Origin of the sequence: Pediococcus parvulus, assembly GCF_964063155.1 — a bacterium.
GTDB classification, from domain to species: domain Bacteria; phylum Bacillota; class Bacilli; order Lactobacillales; family Lactobacillaceae; genus Pediococcus; species Pediococcus parvulus.
Window position 1 is genome coordinate 1,372,510 of the sequence record NZ_OZ061292.1, and the last position, 22,418, is coordinate 1,394,927.

Annotated in this window: 12 protein-coding genes, 19 tRNA genes, 3 rRNA genes, 1 riboswitch and 1 other annotated feature; of the genes, 4 read left to right on the top strand and 30 right to left on the bottom strand. The window is 41.7% G+C overall.

Annotated features, from left to right (window positions below; translation table 11 throughout):
• The first annotated feature begins 79 nt into the window (after positions 1-79).
• Complete coding sequence (locus tag AB3217_RS06725) at positions 80-913, top strand: NAD(P)H-hydrate dehydratase (protein WP_057784819.1); 834 nt, start codon at positions 80-82, stop codon at positions 911-913.
• Between the two features lie 127 nt (positions 914-1,040).
• On the opposite strand, the gene AB3217_RS06730 is transcribed toward AB3217_RS06725, so the two are convergent.
• The 3 genes from AB3217_RS06730 to leuS all read right to left on the bottom strand — a co-directional run bounded on the left by AB3217_RS06730 (position 1,041) and on the right by leuS (position 6,115).
• The gene (locus tag AB3217_RS06730; protein ID WP_068805177.1) at positions 1,041-1,766 is read right to left on the bottom strand and encodes a pseudouridine synthase; all 726 of its coding nucleotides are present in this window, start codon (positions 1,764-1,766) and stop codon (positions 1,041-1,043) included.
• A 10-nt stretch (positions 1,767-1,776) separates the two neighbouring features.
• On the bottom strand, positions 1,777-3,456 hold the full coding sequence (locus AB3217_RS06735) for a polysaccharide biosynthesis protein (protein ID WP_057784821.1): 1,680 nt from the start codon (positions 3,454-3,456) through the stop codon (positions 1,777-1,779).
• Positions 3,457-3,697: 241 nt separating this feature from the next.
• Complete coding sequence (gene leuS, locus AB3217_RS06740) at positions 3,698-6,115, bottom strand: leucine--tRNA ligase (protein ID WP_068805172.1); 2,418 nt, start codon at positions 6,113-6,115, stop codon at positions 3,698-3,700.
• A 53-nt stretch (positions 6,116-6,168) separates the two neighbouring features.
• Positions 6,169-6,383: a binding site (T-box leader), on the bottom strand.
• A 30-nt stretch (positions 6,384-6,413) separates the two neighbouring features.
• Here leuS and AB3217_RS06745 point away from each other — a divergent pair.
• Complete coding sequence (locus AB3217_RS06745; protein ID WP_084254227.1) at positions 6,414-7,115, top strand: phosphatase PAP2 family protein; 702 nt, start codon at positions 6,414-6,416, stop codon at positions 7,113-7,115.
• Positions 7,116-7,118: 3 nt separating this feature from the next.
• A complete protein-coding gene (locus AB3217_RS06750; protein WP_057784824.1) occupies positions 7,119-7,685 on the top strand; it encodes a class I SAM-dependent methyltransferase in 567 nt (188 codons plus the stop codon).
• Positions 7,686-7,736: 51 nt separating this feature from the next.
• On the opposite strand, the gene AB3217_RS06755 is transcribed toward AB3217_RS06750, so the two are convergent.
• Both AB3217_RS06755 and metK read right to left on the bottom strand, forming a co-directional pair.
• Positions 7,737-9,203 (bottom strand): MDR family MFS transporter, encoded by a 1,467-nt coding sequence (locus AB3217_RS06755; protein ID WP_057784825.1) that lies wholly within the window; start codon positions 9,201-9,203, stop codon positions 7,737-7,739.
• 59 nt (positions 9,204-9,262) lie between these two features.
• On the bottom strand, positions 9,263-10,450 hold the full coding sequence (metK, locus tag AB3217_RS06760; RefSeq protein ID WP_057784826.1) for a methionine adenosyltransferase: 1,188 nt from the start codon (positions 10,448-10,450) through the stop codon (positions 9,263-9,265).
• Positions 10,448-10,526: riboswitch (SMK box riboswitch) on the bottom strand. Its footprint overlaps the gene before it by 3 nt.
• A gap of 223 nt (positions 10,527-10,749) precedes the next feature.
• On the opposite strand from metK, the gene AB3217_RS06765 reads away from it, so the two are divergent.
• On the top strand, positions 10,750-11,472 hold the full coding sequence (locus AB3217_RS06765; RefSeq protein ID WP_367365843.1) for a hypothetical protein: 723 nt from the start codon (positions 10,750-10,752) through the stop codon (positions 11,470-11,472).
• A 490-nt stretch (positions 11,473-11,962) separates the two neighbouring features.
• Here AB3217_RS06765 and AB3217_RS06770 read toward each other — a convergent pair.
• The 25 genes from AB3217_RS06770 to AB3217_RS06890 form a co-directional block, all read right to left on the bottom strand.
• Positions 11,963-12,037 (bottom strand) — tRNA-Asp (locus AB3217_RS06770).
• Between the two features lie 4 nt (positions 12,038-12,041).
• A tRNA-Met gene (locus AB3217_RS06775) sits at positions 12,042-12,115 on the bottom strand.
• A gap of 28 nt (positions 12,116-12,143) precedes the next feature.
• Positions 12,144-12,216, bottom strand: a tRNA-Glu gene (locus AB3217_RS06780).
• Positions 12,217-12,224: 8 nt separating this feature from the next.
• Positions 12,225-12,312: transfer RNA gene (locus AB3217_RS06785), tRNA-Ser, on the bottom strand.
• 2 nt (positions 12,313-12,314) lie between these two features.
• A tRNA-Ile gene (locus AB3217_RS06790) sits at positions 12,315-12,389 on the bottom strand.
• Positions 12,390-12,401: 12 nt separating this feature from the next.
• Positions 12,402-12,472: transfer RNA gene (locus AB3217_RS06795), tRNA-Gly, on the bottom strand.
• Positions 12,473-12,487: 15 nt separating this feature from the next.
• Positions 12,488-12,560 (bottom strand) — tRNA-Phe (locus tag AB3217_RS06800).
• 5 nt (positions 12,561-12,565) lie between these two features.
• Positions 12,566-12,640, bottom strand: a tRNA-Asp gene (locus AB3217_RS06805).
• A gap of 4 nt (positions 12,641-12,644) precedes the next feature.
• A tRNA-Met gene (locus tag AB3217_RS06810) sits at positions 12,645-12,718 on the bottom strand.
• An 11-nt stretch (positions 12,719-12,729) separates the two neighbouring features.
• Positions 12,730-12,819: transfer RNA gene (locus tag AB3217_RS06815), tRNA-Ser, on the bottom strand.
• Positions 12,820-12,872: 53 nt separating this feature from the next.
• A tRNA-Ile gene (locus AB3217_RS06820) sits at positions 12,873-12,946 on the bottom strand.
• Positions 12,947-12,967: 21 nt separating this feature from the next.
• Positions 12,968-13,041 (bottom strand) — tRNA-Met (locus AB3217_RS06825).
• Positions 13,042-13,072: 31 nt separating this feature from the next.
• A tRNA-Pro gene (locus AB3217_RS06830) sits at positions 13,073-13,146 on the bottom strand.
• Positions 13,147-13,150: 4 nt separating this feature from the next.
• A tRNA-Arg gene (locus tag AB3217_RS06835) sits at positions 13,151-13,224 on the bottom strand.
• A 9-nt stretch (positions 13,225-13,233) separates the two neighbouring features.
• A tRNA-Leu gene (locus AB3217_RS06840) sits at positions 13,234-13,319 on the bottom strand.
• Positions 13,320-13,349: 30 nt separating this feature from the next.
• Positions 13,350-13,421: transfer RNA gene (locus AB3217_RS06845), tRNA-Gly, on the bottom strand.
• 12 nt (positions 13,422-13,433) lie between these two features.
• A tRNA-Thr gene (locus AB3217_RS06850) sits at positions 13,434-13,506 on the bottom strand.
• 47 nt (positions 13,507-13,553) lie between these two features.
• Positions 13,554-13,626 (bottom strand) — tRNA-Lys (locus tag AB3217_RS06855).
• A 3-nt stretch (positions 13,627-13,629) separates the two neighbouring features.
• A tRNA-Val gene (locus tag AB3217_RS06860) sits at positions 13,630-13,702 on the bottom strand.
• Positions 13,703-13,709: 7 nt separating this feature from the next.
• Positions 13,710-13,826, bottom strand: a 5S ribosomal RNA gene (rrf, locus tag AB3217_RS06865).
• A 92-nt stretch (positions 13,827-13,918) separates the two neighbouring features.
• Positions 13,919-16,842 (bottom strand): 23S ribosomal RNA (locus tag AB3217_RS06870).
• A gap of 234 nt (positions 16,843-17,076) precedes the next feature.
• A 16S ribosomal RNA gene (locus tag AB3217_RS06875) occupies positions 17,077-18,654 on the bottom strand.
• Together the 16S, 23S and 5S rRNA genes with 19 tRNA genes alongside form the textbook arrangement of a ribosomal RNA operon.
• Before the next feature lie 447 nt (positions 18,655-19,101).
• Complete coding sequence (locus AB3217_RS06880; protein WP_367365844.1) at positions 19,102-20,133, bottom strand: YbhN family protein; 1,032 nt, start codon at positions 20,131-20,133, stop codon at positions 19,102-19,104.
• A gap of 4 nt (positions 20,134-20,137) precedes the next feature.
• The gene (locus AB3217_RS06885; RefSeq protein ID WP_057785040.1) at positions 20,138-21,145 is read right to left on the bottom strand and encodes a glycosyltransferase family 4 protein; all 1,008 of its coding nucleotides are present in this window, start codon (positions 21,143-21,145) and stop codon (positions 20,138-20,140) included.
• A gap of 24 nt (positions 21,146-21,169) precedes the next feature.
• Positions 21,170-22,345, bottom strand: coding sequence for a glycosyltransferase family 4 protein (locus AB3217_RS06890; protein ID WP_367365845.1), 1,176 nt, complete (start codon positions 22,343-22,345; stop codon positions 21,170-21,172).
• Positions 22,346-22,418 lie beyond the last annotated feature (73 nt).

The window sequence follows — 22,418 nt, forward strand, 5'->3', positions numbered from 1 at the left end:
GAATTCTTATAGTAAAAGGCCCTTCTGATTTTACTATCGTATTTTTTTCGTTATACTAACTTTATGGAGGACTAATTTTATGAAAACAATTACACAATCAATGGTTACAGAAACCATAAAAAAACGAGCCACTCACACGCACAAAGGTTCATTTGGACGATTATTAGTCATTGGTGGTAATGCTCAATTTGGTGGTGCGATTATCTTAACTAGTAGTGCCGCAGTCTATTCTGGTACTGGTTTGGTAACCACTGCCACTCATTCCACCAACTTTGCTAGTCTGCACGCTCGCCTTCCAGAAACAATGGTGATCGATTTTCAAAATGATACGGAACTTAAAAAATTAATCAAAACAGTCGACGGCATTGTCATCGGCCCTGGTTTAGGTGAAGACAAATTGGCTCTCCAAGTTGTGCAGGCTGTCTTTCAGTCCATTCAATCTACTCAACATTTGATTATTGACGGTTCTGCGATCGATCTAGTAGCTGCCCACCACTTATCCCTCCCAGATGCCAAGATCGTCTTTACACCTCACGAGATGGAATGGCAACGACTGTCTGGCATTCCGATTGCTGAACAAACCGAAACCAAAAATCGAAAAGCCCAACAAAAATTACAAGCCACCGTTGTTTTAAAAAAGTATCACACTGAAATTTATACCAATGATACTGTTTACCAATTAAAACTGGGTGGTCCTGAAATGGCAACTGGCGGGATGGGCGACACATTAGCCGGCATGATTGGTGGCTTTGTTGTTCAGTTTTCAGATCACGAAATTCAAGCAATTCTCAGTGCAACCTATTTGCACAGTTATATTGCCGATGAATTAGGTAAAACGCAGTATGTTACCTTACCGCATCAGATTATTAACCAAATTCCGCAAGCAATGGCAAAATTTTCAAAACGAGAGTAAAAAAACGATTAGATCTTAAGCATATCCTGAAATCTGTCTTTTTTTCACGTTTTAGTAGCCCAATAATATTCGAGAAGTAGAAAGAGGCCGCGCAAAACCTATGTTTTTGCGCGGCCTCTTTTCGTTTTTATTTAGTTAAAGCCAATAAGTCATCGACCTCATCTTGACTTAATTCACGATAATTACCTGGCAACAAACCAACATCAATAGCCAAGGTCCCCATTTGAATTCGCTGAAGATGTACAACCTTTTCACCCATCGCGCCAAACATTCGCCGTACCTGGTGATATTTGCCTTCCTGAATTTGAACGTGAACTTTAGTCGTATCTTCAAGTTTGTTATAATTTAGGATTTCAAGTTTGGCTGGATATAACTCAGTCCCATCCTTTAACGTAATCCCCTTAGCAAATTTTTCAATGACTTGATCATCAAGTTTACCAGTTACTGTCGCTTCATAAACTTTCTTAACATGATGGGCTGGTGATAACAGCTTGTGTGCTAAATCGCCATCATTGGTAATAAGTAGGAGTCCCTCCGTATCCTTATCAAGTCTGCCAACTGGAAAAAGGTCAGAACGGTAATCAGACTTATTAAACAAATCCATTACTGTTTTTTGATGGTTATCCGTTGACGCAGAAATGACACCCAAAGGTTTGTTGAGCAAATAATAATAATGAACTTGATATTGAATCTCACGTTCACCCAATTTTACCAGATCTTGACCTGGATTTAATTGCGTTTTGCCAGTGAGTACTCTGCGTGCGTTTAAGGTAACTGCACCCTTTTTAATTAACTGGGTAACCTGACTTCGTGTTCCAATATTCATCTGGTGCAAAAACTTATCAATTCGCATAACGCGCTCCTTAATGGATCCGTAATATTCTTCGAATCCGTTCAACCCGATCGCCAATCATCATATCCGCTAATCTCGTTTTTAAAGTCGCATATAAATAAACAATTCCACCTAAGCAGGCTGCCAAAACCGATACGAAAACAGCCATAAATTTACTATTAGGGTTCAATGCTAAATAGCTCAAGTGGACAGTTGCATACGCCACAATAAAAGTTAAAACGCTAAATACGAGGATCCCTGCAAAAGGTCTGCTGATACGATGGAAACTTATGCCATACTCTTGATTTAGATGACGTAGAATCAACCAACTCACTACCCCGAATCCAATCGCCGTCGAAAGAAGAGGACCCATCACTCCAAAATAAGATACCAGTGGAAATTGTAAGGCAAATTTAACAACGACGCCAATCGCAAAGTAACCAACCGCGCGGACATTTTCGGAAATTCCTTGCATAATTGCTGAAATTACCGTAAACAGTCCCAAAATAATGGACACATATGAAGATGCCTGCAGAACTAAAGTTCCCACAACATCATAGTGATAAAAAAGTGTATTCAAAGGCTGGGCAATGGCAGCCATACCAAGTGCTGAAGGAATCATAAAAAACGAAAACAAAAGTAAAGCATCCGTAATCTGATTATTGATTTCTCGTTTATTACCGCGGGTTTTAGCCTCAGATAACATTGGCACCGCCGTAATCGCCATTGCAGATCCTAAGGAAACCACAATCATAATGAGTTTATTAGAATTAAACGCAAAATCAGCATACAAGGTGTTGACCACAGTCGTCGAATAGTCAAAGGCCCGTTGCATGATGTTAAAAAATGTATATTGGTCAATTAATTGAAAAATTGTAATTGCAGATCCAATAATAATAAATGGTGTCGCCTGAGCAATAATTTCTTTATACAACTGCTTAGTCGGGATTGCCAGTTCTTGCTTACTATTCTCGGCCAATTCTCTTAAACGAGATCGGTGACGGAAATAATACCAAACTAAAACCAACATCCCGCCAATCGCACCAATAAAGGCTGCAAATGTAGATTGGGAAACGGCACTCACCCAATTACCATGGTGAACATGCATGATTAGAAATGCCGTAATCAACATGTAGGCCACACGGGCTAATTGTTCAACAAATTGTGAAATTGCTGATGGTGCCATTTCCTGATAGCCTTGAAAAAAACCCCGAGTCAAACTCATCGTTGGAATAATCAAAACTGCCCAGGCAAGTGAGTGCAAAATCGGAATAACATTGGGATCATGATTAGAAAGAAATGGTGCCCCAAAATACAAAATCAGTGCACACACAATCCCGGTAGCGCCGGACAACAATAGTCCTCGTTTATATAACCGTTGGCCCACTGCAAATTCATTGATTGTATTGTAATGTGCCACTTGTTTGGCAATCGCAGATGGAATCCCAGCAATCGCTGCAATTAAAAAGAAACTATAAATATTATATCCCTTTGCAAATAAGGCATTCGCTTGATTACTCATAGTGCCAAACCAGATTACCCAAGGAATAATGTAGATTGCACCTAACAAGCGTGAAAAAATGCTACCAGCCGTCATCCAGGCTGAGCCTTCAATCATTTTATCTTTTGAAGTGGATTCTTTACTTGTTTGTCTTAGCGGTTGAAATCCCGCATCAGTTGTCTGTGACTTATCTTGAGGCGTCTCAGCCATAATTTATCGACCTACTTTCGAATACTCAATCTTAATCATTTTATCATTACTACAGGGCAATTCAAATTTAAATTCATTTCGTAAGAAAATATAAAGAAACTTTCAGGATCTAAATGTAAGCAAAAAAGGCAGACTCTTCCACTCAGCTACATCAACAAACGGTTCAAGTAACGAACCATATGTTAACTTCGGCTACGCTCAGAATCTACCCGCCTTTTTTCACTTTTCTCTTTTCTAAGTCTTAATTAGCAACCACATTCACAATTTTATTAGGAATTGCAATCACTTTTCGGACCGTTTTACCATCTATCCATTCTTTTAGAGTTTCGTCAGCCAAGGCAATCTTTTCCAAGTCTGCTTTGCTTGTATCCTTAGCTACTTTGATGTGGGAACGAACTTTTCCGTTGACTTGGAGAACAACTTGAACAGTTGACTCAACTAACTTATCTTCATCGTAAGTTGGCCATTTTGCATACGTAATTGTGTCATCATGGCCCAACAATTGCCACAACTCTTCGGCAACATGGGGCATAACTGGTGAAAGCATTTTGACAAATCCTTCCATGTACTGTACTGGTAAGGCATCAACCTTATAACTTTCATTCACAAACACCATCATCTGTGAAATTGCAGTATTGAAATGTAAGTGCTCAAAATCGTGTGTCACCTTTTTAACCGTTTGATTATAAACTTTATCTAATTTACCATCATTAAACGTTGTCACCCGGTCACGCAAATGATTGTTTTCATCAATCATTAAACGCCAAACCCGTTCGATCCACTTCTCACTTCCGTGAATGCCGTCTTCACTCCAAGAAACCGATTCCGTTAAAGGACCCATGAACATTTCGTATAAGCGTAAGGTATCGGCTCCATATTGATCGACAATATCATCTGGATTAATGACATTACCCTTTGATTTCGACATTTTTTCGTGGTTGTCACCTAAGATCATTCCTTGATTCACTAACTTCTGGAATGGTTCTTTAGTTGGAACAACGCCGAGATCATACAACACTTTGTGCCAGAAACGCGCATACAGTAAATGTAAGACGGCATGTTCCGCGCCACCAATGTAAAGATCAACTGGCAACCATTTCTTCAAAAGATCCATATCGGCAATTCGTTCGTCATTATGCGGATCAATGTAACGCAAGAAGTACCATGAGCTCCCCGCCCACTGTGGCATGGTGTTCGTTTCACGGCGACCTTTACGGCCGTTTTCATCCACCACGTTGACCCAGTCTTTTAAGTTAGCAAGTGGACTTTCGTAACTCCCTGAGGTTTGTAAATCTTTAGTTGCAGGCAGTTTTAAAGGTAATTCGTCTTCGGGAACTAGTGTAGTTTCGCCATCTTCCCAATGGATAACAGGAATTGGTTCCCCCCAGTAACGTTGACGGGAGAAAATCCAGTCTCGCAAACGATAATTAACTTTTTTATGACCGACCCCTTTATCTTCAAGCCAATCAATCATCTTATCAATAGCAGTTTGTTTATCCATTCCATTTAAGAAATCGGAATTAATATGAACACCGTCCTCAGTATAAGGAGCATCCTCTACATCGCCACCTTCAATAACAGGTGTAATTGGTAAATCAAATTTCTTCGCAAAATCCCAGTCACGTTGATCGTGAGCTGGAACCGCCATGATTGCACCAGTTCCGTATGAAGCAAGCACATAGTCTGCAATCCAAATTGGTATTTTATCGCCGTTAACAGGATTAATTCCATAAGATCCAGTGAAAACCCCAGTTTTGTCTTTGTTCAGGTCGGTCCGTTCCAAGTCAGATTTAGTCTCAATCTTCTTTTCATAGGCCTCCACAACCGCTTTTTGAGCCTCTGTGGTTAGTTTTTTAGCCAATGCATGTTCTGGGGCAATAACCATGTAACTTGCGCCAAACAGCGTATCAGGACGGGTTGTGTATATCTCAATTTGATCATCTGTCCCGTCAACTTTAAAATTGACGCTGGCACCAGTTGAACGGCCAATCCAGTTACGTTGCATTTCCTTGATGCTTTCAGGCCAATCAATTAAGTCCAAGTCATCCAGCAAACGATCTGCATAAGCCGTAATCTTCAGCATCCACTGTTTCATTGGGACACGGTAAACTGGATAACCACCGCGCTCTGTTTTACCATCAACAACTTCTTCATTGGCCACAACTGTGCCGCCCATCATGTCAGGAGCCCAGTTCACAAGTGTTTCTTTTTCATAGGCCAAACCCTTTTTGTACATTTGTTCAAAAATCCATTGGGTCCACTTATAGAACTTAGGATCTGTCGTATTGACTTCACGATCCCAATCATATGAAAAACCTAATGAACGAATTTGCCGTTTGAAGTTCTTGATGTTTTGTGCTGTAAACTCACGGGGATTGTGACCGGTCTTTAAGGCATACTGCTCTGCAGGCAGGCCAAATGCATCCCAACCCATTGGATGCAAAACTTCAAATCCTTGCATCCGTTTGAATCGAGACATGATATCTGTGGCAGTATAGCCTTCAGGATGACCTACATGGAGCCCTTGACCAGAAGGATAAGGGAACATGTCCAATGCGTAATACTTCGGCTTATCTGTCCTCGAATTTGTTTTAAAAGTTTTATGTTCTTTCCAGTAATGCTGCCATTTCCGTTCAATTATATCGTGATTATATGCCAATTTAGCTACACCCTTTCTATATAAAAAAGTCCCATAAGATATTAAAAAATATCTTATAGGACGAAATTTTCCGCGGTACCACCTATATTTACGATTGAATTAGTCAGTCGAACACTTCAATTCTTAACGCGAACTCACGTTACCAGCTACTTGTTTCACCAATAAAATTAAAAAGATGAGTTCGGTGTCTTCGCAATCTATGCTCACATTATCCGCACAGTTTCTGAAAGGGCTCTGACACTTACTACTTCTTTTCAACTAACATTAATGGACTAATCCTATCAAATTAGCCATAAAAATGCAAGAAACCTTTGAAAAATCTGATATACTAGAAGCGCATTCTGAAATAATAAGGGAGATATTCATGCAAACCAATAAACAACATCACGAATGGCTATTAACCAGTTTACTCACCGGAATAATCTTTATAATAGTTACGCTGATGGTAATTGCAAATACCCAGGCAACTCAAAACTTTGATCACTCAATTGCGCAAATTATGCAACACAATCGAACACCCGCTAAAACCCAATTTTTCTTATTTATTACGAGTTTGGGTAATCCTTTGCAAAATATCGGCTTTACTCTTGTTCTTGTCGGTTGGCTAGTTTATGTCAAATATTATCGCCTGCTAAGTTTTGCGGCTTTTAGCATTTTAGTAGGAACGTTAGGAAATACAGCTATTAAACTCCTTGTACAACGGCCTCGCCCTTTGCATAAACTAATTTCAATCGGTGGCTATAGTTTCCCAAGTGGCCACTCTACCAGCACGATCATTCTTCTAGGCGTAATCATGATCATATTTGCAAGCCTCGTCAAATCCAAATGGCAACGCGGTTTAGTTAATTTGTTTGCAATCAGCATGATCCTTTTAATTGGGATGTCACGTATTTATTTAAATGTTCATTATCCCAGCGACGTTCTTGGGGGCTTTTTATTTGGTACCACCATCGTTTTATTATCAGGATTTTTAATTTTACCAACAAAAACGGAGGTTTAAAAAATGAATCTAGAATCTGCATTACGTTATAGCCACACGTTACTTGATCAAGTTGTCCAACCGGGCGATACCGTGATTGACGCCACAGTGGGCAACGGCAACGACACAATCTACTTGGCCAGTGCCGTTGGTAAAAGTGGGCATGTTTATGGATTTGATGTCCAATCTGCTGGACTTGAGGCCACCAAAACACAATTGCTTTTAACTGGGTTGTTAAATCAAACTACCCTAATTCACGATGGACATGAACATTTATCAAATCATCTTCCTGAAGACACCCAAATTACCGCGGCTATTTTTAATCTTGGCTATTTACCCGGTAGTGATAAATCCGTTATTACACACGCAAAAACCACAATTTCAGCTGTTGAACAGTGCCTAAAAATTTTGCAACGGGGAGGACTAGTCATTTTGGTCAGTTATTATGGTCATCCAGGTGGTAAAGATGAGCTGAACCATCTCCAAACTTTTTTAACAAAATTACCGCAAAAAGAGTTTCAAGTTTTAAATTATCAATTTATGAATCAACAAAATGACCCACCAATTTTGTTTGCCATTCAAAAACGATAACTAAAAGTCGACTTTTAATTGCTTAAACACAGCAACTAAAAGTCGACTTTCTTAAATTCTTTGTTTTTTTCGATAATCAATCGCATTTATCACAATGGCCAAAATAATCAAACACACTCCTGCCAAATAAATGTTATGCAACGCCTGATATAAAATAGTTCTCAACGTTGGCAATAATTTAGCTGGTAATGAGGAAGCTGTTTGCGGATTAATCAGCTTATTCATCATCCCTAAATTCAAATTGGAATGTTGGGCAATGCCTTTATTCATAGTACCATTCATGATGATCCCGAAAATGGACATCATGATCGTTTGACCAAGCGTACGCGCTAATGTATTGAAAGAAGTCGCCACACCCATATCCTTTGCCTCGACTAATCGTTGGGAAGTCACCGTTGTGGAAGTAATCGTGATTCCAAATCCCACACCAAGAATGGTAGAAATAACAAAGAACAACCAAAATGGTGTCGTTTGTGACAATAACGCTAACCACAAACTTCCGACAAACAGAATAGCTAGACTAATCATCAAGGTTTGTTTGGGTGTCAGCTTAAGAATAAACTTACCCGCTAAAAATGACCCAAAAATCCACATAACTGAACTAGGCGTGACTGCAAAACCGGCCAAGGAAGCAGGCAAACCAAGCAGTCCCTGTGTCCAAGTAGGAATATAAACTTCAAAACCAATTAAAAATCCAGAAACCAACATGGTCGCTAAATTTTGGGTAATAAACGTGCGATTCTTGAATAGTTTTAACGAAATAATAGGATCATCGGCCTTTTGTTCTCTTCTAATAAACAGAAAAATTGCAACAACGGTAACTGCAAAACAAGTTTCAACAGTTTGCCAAGTAAAATTGGTTTCACCCAAAACTTGAAACCCATACATCAAACTAAGTAACGCCATCGTTAACCACAAAGTTCCCAAGTAATCGATCTTCGTTGAGACTGTGTGAGGATCCTCATGCAGGTAAAGTGCAATCATTGCAACGGTTAACAAACCGATCGGAATATTAATAAAGAATACCCAGTGCCAAGTGAGTTGGTCCACGATAAATCCACCTAACAACGGTGCCACAATCGCAGCAATCCCCCATGCAGCTCCATTAAAGCCCATGACACGGGCTCGTTTTTCAAATGGGTAGATATCCGCAATAATGGTGTTTGCAACTGGCATAATACACCCCGCCCCAACACCTTGCAGCGCCCGCCAACCAATCAATGTTGGCATAGAGTTAGCCGTCCCACTCAATGTTGAGCCAATAATAAAAATCATGATGCCAATAATGAAGATTCGTTTACGCCCAAAAAGATCGGCTAGCTTACCATATATTGGCGTAGCAACTGCATTTGTTAACAAATAAATTGAAACAATCCAGTTCATTAAATTAACGCCATGAAGATCTCCAACGATGGTCGGCATTGCGGTTGAAACAATGGTTCCTTCTACCGCTGTTAAAAATGTTGCCACAAAAATCGCAATTGTGACTAAGGTAACGTTTGTCTTTTTCGCTGTCATTAATTCACTCTCCACCTAAAAAACCTCTTCTACGCGAATTGCAGAAGAGATTTCAATAATTACTTCAATAACTCTTTTAAGTCATCAACTTTATCTGTATGTTCCCAAGGTAAGTCGATATCTGTCCGACCAAAATGACCATAAGCAGCTGTCTTTTTATAAATTGGCCGCTGTAAATCTAGCATTTTGATGATTCCTGCTGGTCGAAGATCAAATATCTTACGAATTGCCTCAACTAATTTTTCTTCAGAAACATTACCAGTCCCAAAGGTATCTACTGAAACGGAAACTGGTTCAGCCACGCCAATTGCATAGGCCAACTGAACTTCAACTTTATGAGCCAAACCAGCAGCCACAATATTCTTGGCAACGTACCGAGCAGCATAACTAGCTGAACGGTCAACTTTAGTTGCATCTTTTCCAGAAAAAGCACCGCCACCATGACGGGCGAACCCACCATATGTGTCAACGATGATCTTACGCCCGGTTAAACCGGCATCCCCTTGAGGACCACCAATAACAAAGCGCCCGGTTGGATTAATAAAGTATTTTGTCTTATCATCCAACAACTTAGCTGGAATCACTGGTTTAATAATATGTTCAAGCACATCTTTTCGGATGGTCTCTAAAGTTACATTAGGATCATGTTGGGTACTTAAAACAACCGTATCTACACGAACTGGCTTTTCATCGTCATCATACTCAACTGTCACTTCGGCTTTTGCATCTGGACGCAAGTATTGAATTTCACCAGACTTACGAACAGCTGCAGTTTTTTGCATCAAATGATGACTTAACATGATTGGTAATGGCATAAGCTCAGGAGTTTCATCAATGGCGAAACCGAACATCAAACCTTGATCTCCGGCACCAATTTTGTCTAATGGATCCGCGTCACCTTCACGAGTTTCCAAAGAATCATCAACACCTTGAGCAATATCTGGTGATTGTTCATCAATGGCAACCATAACTGCACAATTGTCACCATCAAATCCATATTCACCATCTTTATAACCAATTTCTTTGATGGTTTCACGAACGGTCTTTTGAATATCAACGTAAGCAGTCGTACTAATCTCTCCAACGACAACAACTAATCCCGTTGTCACGGTTGTTTCACAAGCTACTCGAGCCTGTGGATCTTGTGCTAACATAGCATCTAAAATTGCATCGCTAATTTGGTCTGCAATCTTATCTGGATGTCCTTCTGAAACTGACTCAGAAGTAAATAAATGTCTCTCTTGCATGTGGAAATTTCCCCCTTATTAATAACGGTTACAAGGCATCTTTGCTTTACAGCAAATCCTTTCGGGAACAAAGTATGTTTGTTCAATGTTATAACCCGTGCTTTGCAGCTTATGAATTTCACATGAACCTAGATTCGCAATACGATTGCATCTAATCTGCTTGTCTCCACGATCATGTAAATTGAAAGCTATCCTAACAATTTTATCACAAATGAAAATTCTTTAAAAGATTGATTTTTAGTTGACGTCGCTTCGAACTTTGTTTACGATTGAGTTATTTCACATAGGAGAATACAACGATGCAAAATATACGTTTGAATGCTGTTAATAAAAAATCGCTGTTGCCGCTACTCATGACGGCCATTCAGAGTTTGACCACTTGGTTGGTGCCAACCCTGTACAGCCATCAAGTACATACTAATATTCAGCATACTTTTAGCAATCAGCTTTTAGTCATATTATTTATCTTCATGTTTAATTTTCTTGTCTTTGATCGCTTCACCAATAAAATTTCAACACCTATATTTTTGAGTATGACTGGAGTCACAGTCCTTGCAGCTGCGTTGGCTTTCTCAAGTATTTCGCCAACGATAAGTATTTTGCTCTTCTTATGTATGGTAACTTTATCAACTTTTTTCACAGGTTTTAAAAACAACTGGGCAGGGCTAATCTTGTATACCATAAGCTCGGCGTTTATATTACCGGAAGTCTTGTTTTACATCCAGTGTGGTTTTTTATCAACCACCTTCTTATCAGTTCTAGTTGCGCCTTTATTAGGTTTTCTATTTATTTTCTATCCATTTTTTATTAATAAACTTAGTTATGGCCCTTTGGTTCATGTAAGTCTTGGTATTCTTTGTATCGTAATTTTATTAGTCACCCACTTAACAACCTTCGGATTAATTGCCGTTGGTACACTTATTATTTCATGGCTAGCTACCCAATTTATTAAGAAATCAAAACTGCATTTAATCGTAAACGTAATTTTATATTTAATCTTTAGTGTGTTTCTTATTCTGTGAGTTACAGTTACAAATTTTTCAGCCTATCTAGGCTGTTTTTTTTGATCTTTTTCACAGTTAATTACAGAGCAAAAATACCTATTATCAGTCATTATTTCATTTCTACTTTTCTGAAAGACATCTGGTTCCAAAATCAAGCATGTTAAAACTTCAATAATTGCCGTTTTGGGCTAAATTTGTATTCCTTTTCAGATAACTTTTAAAAATTTTTTTTCAGCGTTACTATGCCGCTATAAAGGATAAGATATTTTGAACCCACTATTACTTACTCACTTTTCCCGGGTTTTGATAAGCTGTGCTCATTTGATGAAATGGCCTGCAGGATATTGTCTTCTTACGCATCAATGAAATAGTGTCAGCCTATTGGACAAATGCCTTTAAATTCATTTTTGCATTCCCCATCTATTTCAGTTTTGAATACAAAAAAACCGATATAATTTCTTATACCAGTCAATTAAATGCACCTGTTAAATTCGTTTTTGCTCCGTGACGGTTCCAACGAGACTCGAACTCGTGATCTCCTGCGTGACAGGCAGGCGTCCTAAACCAACTAGACCATGGAACCATAATTGCGGGAGCAGGGTTTGAACCTGCGACCTTCGGGTTATGAGCCCGACGAGCTACCAGACTGCTCCATCCCGCGATAATAAATTAAAATATATAAATGGAAATGACCCGTACGGGATTCGAACCCATGTTACTGCCGTGAAAGGGCAGTGTCTTAAACCACTTGACCAACGGGTCATAAAAAACGGAGAAGGAGAGATTCGAACTCTCGCGCCGCTTACGCGACCTATACCCTTAGCAGGGGCACCTCTTCAGCCACTTGAGTACTTCTCCAATGGGCCTAAATGGACTTGAACCATCGACCTCACGCTTATCAGGCGTGCGCTCTAAACCAGCTGAGCTATAGGCCCATTATAGAAAAAAGCGGGTGACGAGAATCGGACTCGCGACAACAGCTTGGAAGGCTGTGATTTTACCACTAAACTACACCCGCAGAACTATATTAGAATGGCGCGGGACGGAATCGAACCGCCGACACACGGAGCTTCAATCCGTTGCTCTACCAACTGAGCTACCGAGCCATTAACGGTTCCAACGAGACTCGAACTCGTGATCTCCTGCGTGACAGGCAGGCGTCCTAAACCAACTAGACCATGGAACCATAATTGCGGGAGCAGGGTTTGAACCTGCGACCTTCGGGTTATGAGCCCGACGAGCTACCAGACTGCTCCATCCCGCGATAATAAAAAAAGGAGGATGAGAGATTCGAACTCTCGCGTGGTTTGACCCACCTGACGGTTTTCAAGACCGTTCCCTTCAGCCAGACTTGGGTAATCCTCCATTACAATATACGGTTTTCATTGCCCTCTAATATATCCCTAAAACACATTAGATGGACCTTGTAGGACTCGAACCTACGACCGAACGGTTATGAGCCGTCTGCTCTAACCAACTGAGCTAAAGGTCCAAGTTCGTATATTAAAACCTATCGCGGCGGGGGGGATCGAACCCTCGACCTCCCGGGTATGAACCGGACGCTCTAGCCAGCTGAGCTACACCGCGATCTAACTTAAATGTAAAAGAAAACATTTAATCGGGAAGACAGGATTCGAACCTGCGACCCCCTGGTCCCAAACCAGGTGCTCTACCAAGCTGAGCTACTTCCCGAAAATGCACCCAGTAGGAGTCGAACCTACAACCTTCTGATTCGTAGTCAGACACTCTATCCAATTGCGCTATGGGTGCTTATTAAAATGCCGAGGACCGGGATCGAACCGGTACGGTCATCACTGACCGCAGGATTTTAAGTCCTGTGCGTCTGCCAATTCCGCCACCCCGGCAATACATGTGCTTGTAGCTACAAACTACAAAGCGGAAGACGAGATTCGAACTCGCGACCCCCACCATGGCAAGGTGATGTTCTACCACTGAACTACTTCCGCATAATTATAAAATGCCGACTAGAGGATTCGAACCTCCGACCTCCTGTTTACAAAACAGATGCTCTGCCAACTGAGCTAAGTCGGCATCATTCTATAATTAAAATATTAAATTACATTGACACTCAGTGTCAATGAGCCGTGGCAGCCTCGAACTGCCGACCCTCTGATTAAAAGTCAGATGCTCTACCAACTGAGCTAACGGCTCAAATGGAGGATACAGGGCTCGAACCTGTGACCCTCTGCTTGTAAGGCAGACGCTCTCCCAACTGAGCTAATCCTCCATTATTCGCATGGCAACGTCCTACCCTCGCAGGGAGCGATCCCCCAACTACTCTCGGCGCTAAGAAGCTTAACTTCTGTGTTCGACATGGGAACAGGTGTATCCTTCTCGCTATCGCCACCACACTTCTCCGATCCACCCTCGTGGCTCGTGTGAAAGAAATTTATTCTCTCAAAACTAAATAATATCGAATCCTTCTCTTCAAGAACACCACTTTGTGGTTAAGTCCTCGACCGATTAGTATTGGTCCGCTCCATGTATCACTACACTTCCACTCCCAACCTATCTACCTGATCATCTCTCAGGGGTCTTACTTCCATAAATGGAATGGGAAATCTCATCTTGAGGCGAGTTTCACACTTAGATGCTTTCAGCGTTTATCTCATCCATACGTAGCTACCCAGCGATGCTCCTGGCGGAACAACTGGTACACCAGCGGTATGTCCATCCCGGTCCTCTCGTACTAAGGACAGATCCTCTCAAATTTCCTACGCCCGCGACGGATAGGGACCGAACTGTCTCACGACGTTCTGAACCCAGCTCGCGTACCGCTTTAATGGGCGAACAGCCCAACCCTTGGGACCGACTACAGCCCCAGGATGCGATGAGCCGACATCGAGGTGCCAAACCTCCCCGTCGATGTGAACTCTTGGGGGAGATAAGCCTGTTATCCCCAGGGTAGCTTTTATCCGTTGAGCGATGGCCCTTCCATACGGTACCACCGGATCACTAAGCCCGACTTTCGTCCCTGCTCGACCTGTCTGTCTCGCAGTCAAGCTCTCTTCTGCCTTTACACTCATTGAATGATTTCCAACCATTCTGAGAGAACCTTTGGGCGCCTCCGTTACTCTTTAGGAGGCGACCGCCCCAGTCAAACTGCCCACCTGACACTGTCTTCCGCCACGCTTAGTGGCGCGAGTTAGAGGGTTCATACAGCGAGGGTAGTATCCCACCAACGCCTCCACCGAAACTAGCGTTCCGGTTTCTATGGCTCCTACCTATCCTGTACAAGCTGTACAAACACTCAATATCAAGCTACAGTAAAGCTCCATGGGGTCTTTCCGTCCTGTCGCGGGTAACCCGCATCTTCACGGGTATTATAATTTCACCGAGTCTCTCGTTGAGACAGTGCCCAGATCGTTACGCCTTTCGTGCGGGTCGGAACTTACCCGACAAGGAATTTCGCTACCTTAGGACCGTTATAGTTACGGCCGCCGTTTACTGGGGCTTCATTTCAAAGCTTCGCCGAAGCTAACTCATTCACTTAACCTTCCAGCACCGGGCAGGCGTCAGCCCCTATACGTCATCTTACGATTTTGCAGAAACCTGTGTTTTTGATAAACAGTCGCCTGGGCCTATTCACTGCGGCTGATCTTTCGATCAGCACCCCTTCTCCCGAAGTTACGGGGTCATTTTGCCGAGTTCCTTAACGAGAGTTCTCTCGCTCACCTGAGGATACTCTCCTCGACTACCTGTGTCGGTTTGCGGTACGGGTAGTTAAACTCTAACTAGAAGCTTTTCTCGGCAGTGTGACATCAGGAACTTCGTTACTTTAAATTTCACTCCCCATCACAGCTTGTCCTTAAAGTTGAAAGCATTTAACTCTCAACAAGACTCGCTGCTTGGGCGCACATATCCAACCGTGCGCATTCCTTAGCCTCCTGCGTCCCTCCATTGTTCAAACAAGTTTAACTAGTACAGGAATCTCAACCTGTTATCCATCGTCTACGCCTCTCGGCCTCGACTTAGGTCCCGACTAACCCTGGGTGGACGAGCCTTCCCCAGGAAACCTTAGTCATTCGGTGGACAGGATTCTCACCTGTCTTTCGCTACTCATACCGGCATTCTCACTTCTAAGCGCTCCAACAGTCCTCACGGTCTGCCTTCATTGCCCTTAGAACGCTCTCCTATCACGCCACCTTGCGGTGGCATCCACAGTCTCGGTAATATGTTTAAGCCCCGGTACATTTTCGGCGCAGAATCACTCGACTAGTGAGCTATTACGCACTCTTTAAATGATGGCTGCTTCTGAGCCAACATCCTAGTTGTCTATGCAACTCCACATCCTTTTCCACTTAACATATATTTAGGGACCTTAACTGGTGGTCTGGGCTGTTCCCCTTTCGACGATGGATCTTATCACTCACCGTCTGACTCCCGGACATAAATCAATGGCATTCGGAGTTTATCTGAATTCAGTAACCCAAGACGGGCCCCTAGTCCAAACAGTGGCTCTACCTCCATGATCCTTAATCCGAGGCTAGCCCTAAAGCTATTTCGGAGAGAACCAGCTATCTCCAAGTTCGTTTGGAATTTCACCGCTACCCACACCTCATCTCAGCACTTTTCAACGTACACGAGTTCGGTCCTCCAGTGCGTTTTACCGCACCTTCAACCTGGACATGGGTAGGTCACTTGGTTTCGGGTCTACATCTACATACTCAGTCGCCCTATTCAGACTCGCTTTCGCTGCGGCTCCGTTTCTTCAACTTAACCTGGCATGTAAACGTAACTCGCCGGTTCATTCTACAAAAGGCACGCCATCACCCCTTAACGGGCTCTGACTTCTTGTAGGCACATGGTTTCAAGAACTGTTTCACTCCCCTTCCGGGGTGCTTTTCACCTTTCCCTCACGGTACTGGTTCACTATCGGTCACTAGGGAGTATTTAGCCTTGGGAGATGGTCCTCCCGGATTCCGACGGAGTTACACGTGTTCCGCCGTACTCAGGATCCTGAACTGAGGGATCTTCATTTTGCCTACGGGGCTATCACCCGCTCTGGCCAGTCTTCCCAGACTGTTCGGCTATGAAAATCTTTGGTAACTCAAATGTTCAGTCCTACAACCCCAGGAAGCAAGCTTCCTGGTTTGGGCTGTTCCCCGTTCGCTCGCCGCTACTTAGGGAATCGATATTTCTTTCTCTTCCTGCGGGTACTGAGATGTTTCAGTTCCCCGCGTCTACCTCCAGCCACGCTATGAATTCACGTAGTGGTAACAACGGATTAGTGTTGTTGGGTTTCCCCATTCGGAAATCTCCGGATCAAAGCTTACTTACAGCTCCCCGAAGCATATCGGTGTTAGTCCCGTCCTTCATCGGCTCCTAGTACCAAGGCATTCACCATGCGCCCTTTATAACTTAACCTAACTTTACCAAAGGTAAAGTGGTTTTGAGTTTAGCGATTATTTTTCGAACTAATCTTGTTTTAAAACTCTATAAAACGCGGTGTTCTCGGTTTAATTACATTATAATAAATAATTAAAATTAGAAAATTTTTCGATATTATTTAGTTTTCAAAGAACAAATTTTGAGAGTAAACCTCTCAAAACTAAACAAAGTTTCGACAATGTGTAGGTTTCCGTTTCTAAATATCCTTAGAAAGGAGGTGATCCAGCCGCAGGTTCTCCTACGGCTACCTTGTTACGACTTCACCCCAATCATCTGTCCCACCTTAGACGGCTAGCTCCCGAAGGTTACTCCACCGGCTTTGGGTGTTACAAACTCTCATGGTGTGACGGGCGGTGTGTACAAGGCCCGGGAACGTATTCACCGCGGCATGCTGATCCGCGATTACTAGCGATTCCAACTTCGTGCAGGCGAGTTGCAGCCTGCAGTCCGAACTGAGAACGGTTTTAAGAGATTAGCTAAACCTCGCGGTCTCGCAACTCGTTGTACCGTCCATTGTAGCACGTGTGTAGCCCAGGTCATAAGGGGCATGATGATTTGACGTCGTCCCCACCTTCCTCCGGTTTGTCACCGGCAGTCTCACTAGAGTGCCCAACTTAATGCTGGCAACTAATAATAAGGGTTGCGCTCGTTGCGGGACTTAACCCAACATCTCACGACACGAGCTGACGACAACCATGCACCACCTGTCATTCTGTCCCCGAAGGGAACGTCTAATCTCTTAGATTGGCAGAAGATGTCAAGACCTGGTAAGGTTCTTCGCGTAGCTTCGAATTAAACCACATGCTCCACCGCTTGTGCGGGCCCCCGTCAATTCTTTTGAGTTTCAACCTTGCGGTCGTACTCCCCAGGCGGAATGCTTAATGCGTTAGCTGCAGCACTGAAGGGCGGAAACCCTCCAACACTTAGCATTCATCGTTTACGGCATGGACTACCAGGGTATCTAATCCTGTTCGCTACCCATGCTTTCGAGCCTCAGCGTCAGTTACAGACCAGACAGCCGCCTTCGCCACTGGTGTTCTTCCATATATCTACGCATTTCACCGCTACACATGGAGTTCCACTGTCCTCTTCTGCACTCAAGTCTTCCAGTTTCCAATGCACTTCTTCGGTTAAGCCGAAGGCTTTCACATTAGACTTAAAAGACCGCCTGCGCTCGCTTTACGCCCAATAAATCCGGATAACGCTTGCCACCTACGTATTACCGCGGCTGCTGGCACGTAGTTAGCCGTGGCTTTCTGGTTGGATACCGTCACTGCATGAGCAGTTACTCTCACACACGTTCTTCTCCAACAACAGAGTTTTACGACCCTAAAGCCTTCATCACTCACGCGGCGTTGCTCCATCAGACTTTCGTCCATTGTGGAAGATTCCCTACTGCTGCCTCCCGTAGGAGTCTGGGCCGTGTCTCAGTCCCAATGTGGCCGATTACCCTCTCAGGTCGGCTACGTATCACTGCCTTGGTGAGCCTTTATCTCACCAACTAGCTAATACGCCGCGGGTCCATCCAGAAGTGATAGCCGAAGCCATCTTTTAAAAGTAAACCATGCGGTTTACTTTGTTATGCGGTATTAGCATCTGTTTCCAGGTGTTATCCCCCACTTCTGGGCAGGTTACCCACGTGTTACTCACCCGTTCGCCACTCACTTTATAGCTAAAATCATCTTCGGTGCAAGCACCTCTAATTCATTCAACGAAAGTGCGTTCGACTTGCATGTATTAGGCACGCCGCCAGCGTTCATCCTGAGCCAAGATCAAACTCTCATATTATACTTGAGTTTTTACAAGCTCATTTGTTGTTTCATTGTTTAAAGCGAATTGACTTCGCAAATTGTTTGCTCCAAAATTTTCATTTGAAGGCCCTACACATTTTGTTTCGTCGAAACTTTGTTCAGTTTTCAAAGGTCTACTATGTCGCAGTTGGAAGCGCTAAACGCCTCAACGCAACTATTTAACTTTATCATCAGTTTTTCTAAAAGTCAACAACCAATTTCAACTTTTAAAAAACATTTGATTGTCATTACAAGAAGCTGTGCCTCTCAAAAACGACCTTGAATATCATATCAACTATTCATCACTTGGTCAAGTCAAAAATCCCATTTTTTTATAAATCAGCGTTCAAATCCCTTGATAATCCTGAACAAAACTAATTAAAACTTTTTTTTGAAACATAAGAAAAACCGCACTTCCACTTAGAAATACGGTTAAAAATTCACTTCATAATTTTTTTACAATCGTTCGATTTAATTTATCTGGTTTAGTCGCTAAAGCAAAAATACCACCAAACATGCCAAAGTAATAAGTTAATAATCGCCAAATCAACATGGCTAAAACTAATTTACTATTACTATGAATAAAACTAGAGAACAAAACATCAAAACTATATTCCGCCCCACCTGAACCACCTGGAATAGGAAAAATAGAAATAACCATGACAATCAAAACATGTAAGGATGTGACCATAATGACATTTATACCTGTATATCCCAAAGACAACATAATATAATACGGCACTAAGTAGTAAAAGAGAAGTTGAAAGAAAGTCATTATAAAAATTTTAATCAACAGTTTCCACTGCGATTTTATACGGACGCTTTCCAAATAAAAAGTGTCTACCTTCTCATCCAAAGAAACTTTCCACTTAGCATACCGATCTTCTTTTACAAACCATCCAACCGGTATCATAATCCAACTAATCAGTTTTTTTGTAAATCCATGCCAGTACATGACTAACAATAAACCGATGATGACTGCAAAATGAATCAAGAAACCAAACACAACAAACAAAGACAGATAACTCATCTTTGCCGCAATATAATCAAAGCCAATCAGTAAACTAAACATAAAGTTAATCACTATCATAGCTTGAAATACCACAAATTTCATCAAAAGGACAGAACTTGCTCTGCCAGCCTCAACCCCACTTTGCATTAATGCCACAAGTTGTGCCGGTTGGCCTCCTGACGAAAAAGGCGTAATGCCGTTAAACAACTGTTCAATTAGTGGAATCCGAATTGCATCCCGAAAAGAAAAACGGTCCCCGTTACTAACCACAAACATTCGCGTAATGACAGCTTCAATTCCAAAATAAAGCAGCATGCAACCTATCGCCACCAATAACCATTGCACATGAATGTGAACAATGTCATGTAGTAAATGATTGAGATTAATATTCCGTAATGAAAATCCAAATATACCAATACCCAGAATTAACATAAATATCAACACAATTTTATTTCTCTTGGACATTACTCTAGCCCTCTCTTGCCTGACGCATATAAAAGCCGTGCCAAATATTGGCTAAATGTTCCTCTGAATATTGTGCTGAGGCTTCATTAGATTTCTCGTGTAATGTCTTTAATGCATCAGTATTCTTAGTAAGATAACTAATTTGTGCTTGCATTTCACTAACATCCTTTGCCGGCGCATAGTACCCCTCAATTATTGCATGATAAAGATCTAAATCCCGTAATAAAACTGGGGTCCCACAACTAAATGCTTCTAGTACGGACATTGGAAACAGTTCATTATACGATGGCAACAAAAACAAATTGGCCACGTTATAATAGTTGACTAACTCTGAACGATCAATAATTCCTGTAAACTTCAAATTGGCCGGTGGATTATCCACAACTTTTTTCAAATCCGCATAACCATCTGTCATTCTGCCGAAAGAGAACCCCCCTGCCCATATAAAGTGGAGATCCGGATTATTTTTTGCAAGCTTAATAAAATCCTTAACCCCTTTACGTTCCTGGACTTGACCAATTCCCAAAATAACAAACTTATCTTGTTCTATATGCATTTGCCTTCGCAACGCTTGTTTTTTTTCAGAACTCATCTCATAAAACTCGCTTTTGTGCACAAAATTGGGAATGTAGCTTATTTTTTCTTCTGGAATTCCATATGCAGTTAATTTGGGAATAAACGTTGGATTAACCACCACAATATGATCCATCCGTTTATAGAATGCAATTATATACTTGTAAAAAATCCCTCGAAATGGTTGAGGAATTTTTAAACTACCTTCTATTGTTTCGGGCAAAAAATGAACATAACCTATTTTCCTACCCCTGCCTGGCATAAACGTCGACAAATAAAATTGAGGATCAATCGTATGGTAATGACTAATCTCAGAACGTCCATATTTATTAATACTAATTTTAAACTCGTCGGGAAAATGTGTTTTCAGTAATGAAATTAATTCCTCATAAGCACTACCGACACCTTGTCCTTTAACTTTTGTTGCTGAAGAGAACATATTAATTCGCAAATCTTTTCCCCCTTAGTCAGAAAAGCTTGAAGACTCTTCTCGATCTGCATACAGCACTAATGAATCTTTATAAAAATCTACAATTTGCTTACCAAAATGATCCGCCGATATATCATAAAGTTTGCGTTCCCGAGGCTCAGGATCTTCAAAACTAACCGGATGATTTAAGTAATTCTCCGCAAAATGCACAAATTGTTTTTCCGTTTCGAAAGTCACTCCCAGTGATGGATCATCCAATAACTGATCCGTATAAGGGCTAGATTTGACGACCACCTTTAGTCCAGCCGCCAACGCTTCAATATAGGTTAAACCCTGCGATTCAGAATCTGAGGCGGATACAAACAGGTCTGCCATTTGATAGTAACGGTACACAATGTCATTATCAATTTCGCCGGTAAACCGCACATGATCAGTAATCCCCAAATTCTTAGTCTGCAGTTCCAAGCTTTCTCGTGCTGGGCCGTCACCCACGATAACTAACAAACTATCTGGAACTGCTTTTAAAATTTGCGGGAAGGTTTTAATAACTTCTTGAATATTTTTTTCATAAGCTAATCGACTTAAAGAAAGTAAAATTTTCTTTTTTTTAGGAAAACCATATTTCTCTCGCCAATCAATTTCTTCATGTTGGGCATAATGATTCACATTAACACCTGTCGGAATCACACGAATAGGTGCTTTAACACCATAACCGTTTAACGTTTTTATCACTCGTTCGCTCGGCGCTATAACTCCCGTTAAATGATAACAAAAAGCTCGCGTACCTTGTTTAACATGATAAGGGCGTAACAAATGCCCATTCGCCACGTAGTGTAAATAGTCCTCATACATTGTGTGATACGTATGCACACATGGAATTTTTAAATTTTTAGCTACAAACTTACCAATCCAGCCTAGTGAAAATTCAGTCTGTGTATGAACAATATCTAAATTTAATTCTTTTGCAACTTGATAGGCCTTGAACAAACCACTTACAGCTATTCTTCGGTCAGTAAAAGAAACGAAAGGAATACTTGCAAAACGAAAAATATTTCTTTCGTACACATTTTTGTCTACTTTAGGATCTGTCGTTGTAAAAATATAGACTTGATGCCCCTGTTTTTCGAGCTGCTCCCTCAAGGTCTTAATCGAAGTCGCGACACCACTAACCTGTGGGTAATATGTATCTGTAAAAATTCCTATATTCACAAGTATCCTCCCCAAAAAACTATAAACTTAATCAAGTTTAATTATATTGGTTTCATACGCGTTATGCAAACAA

Excerpts from the sequence above, each read along its gene's own strand:
- AB3217_RS06765 (WP_367365843.1), top strand. The coding sequence starts at position 10,750 with ATGCAAAATATACGTTTGAATGCTGTTAATAAAAAATCGCTGTTGCCG.
- AB3217_RS06725 (WP_057784819.1), top strand. The coding sequence starts at position 80 with ATGAAAACAATTACACAATCAATGGTTACAGAAACCATAAAAAAACGA.
- AB3217_RS06750 (WP_057784824.1), top strand. The coding sequence starts at position 7,119 with ATGAATCTAGAATCTGCATTACGTTATAGCCACACGTTACTTGATCAA.
- AB3217_RS06745 (WP_084254227.1), top strand. The coding sequence starts at position 6,414 with ATGCAAGAAACCTTTGAAAAATCTGATATACTAGAAGCGCATTCTGAA.
- AB3217_RS06880 (WP_367365844.1), bottom strand. The coding sequence starts at position 20,133 with ATGTCCAAGAGAAATAAAATTGTGTTGATATTTATGTTAATTCTGGGT.
- AB3217_RS06730 (WP_068805177.1), bottom strand. The coding sequence starts at position 1,766 with ATGCGAATTGATAAGTTTTTGCACCAGATGAATATTGGAACACGAAGT.
- metK (WP_057784826.1), bottom strand. The coding sequence starts at position 10,450 with ATGCAAGAGAGACATTTATTTACTTCTGAGTCAGTTTCAGAAGGACAT.
- AB3217_RS06735 (WP_057784821.1), bottom strand. The coding sequence starts at position 3,456 with ATGGCTGAGACGCCTCAAGATAAGTCACAGACAACTGATGCGGGATTT.
- AB3217_RS06885 (WP_057785040.1), bottom strand. The coding sequence starts at position 21,145 with ATGTTCTCTTCAGCAACAAAAGTTAAAGGACAAGGTGTCGGTAGTGCT.
- AB3217_RS06755 (WP_057784825.1), bottom strand. The coding sequence starts at position 9,203 with ATGACAGCGAAAAAGACAAACGTTACCTTAGTCACAATTGCGATTTTT.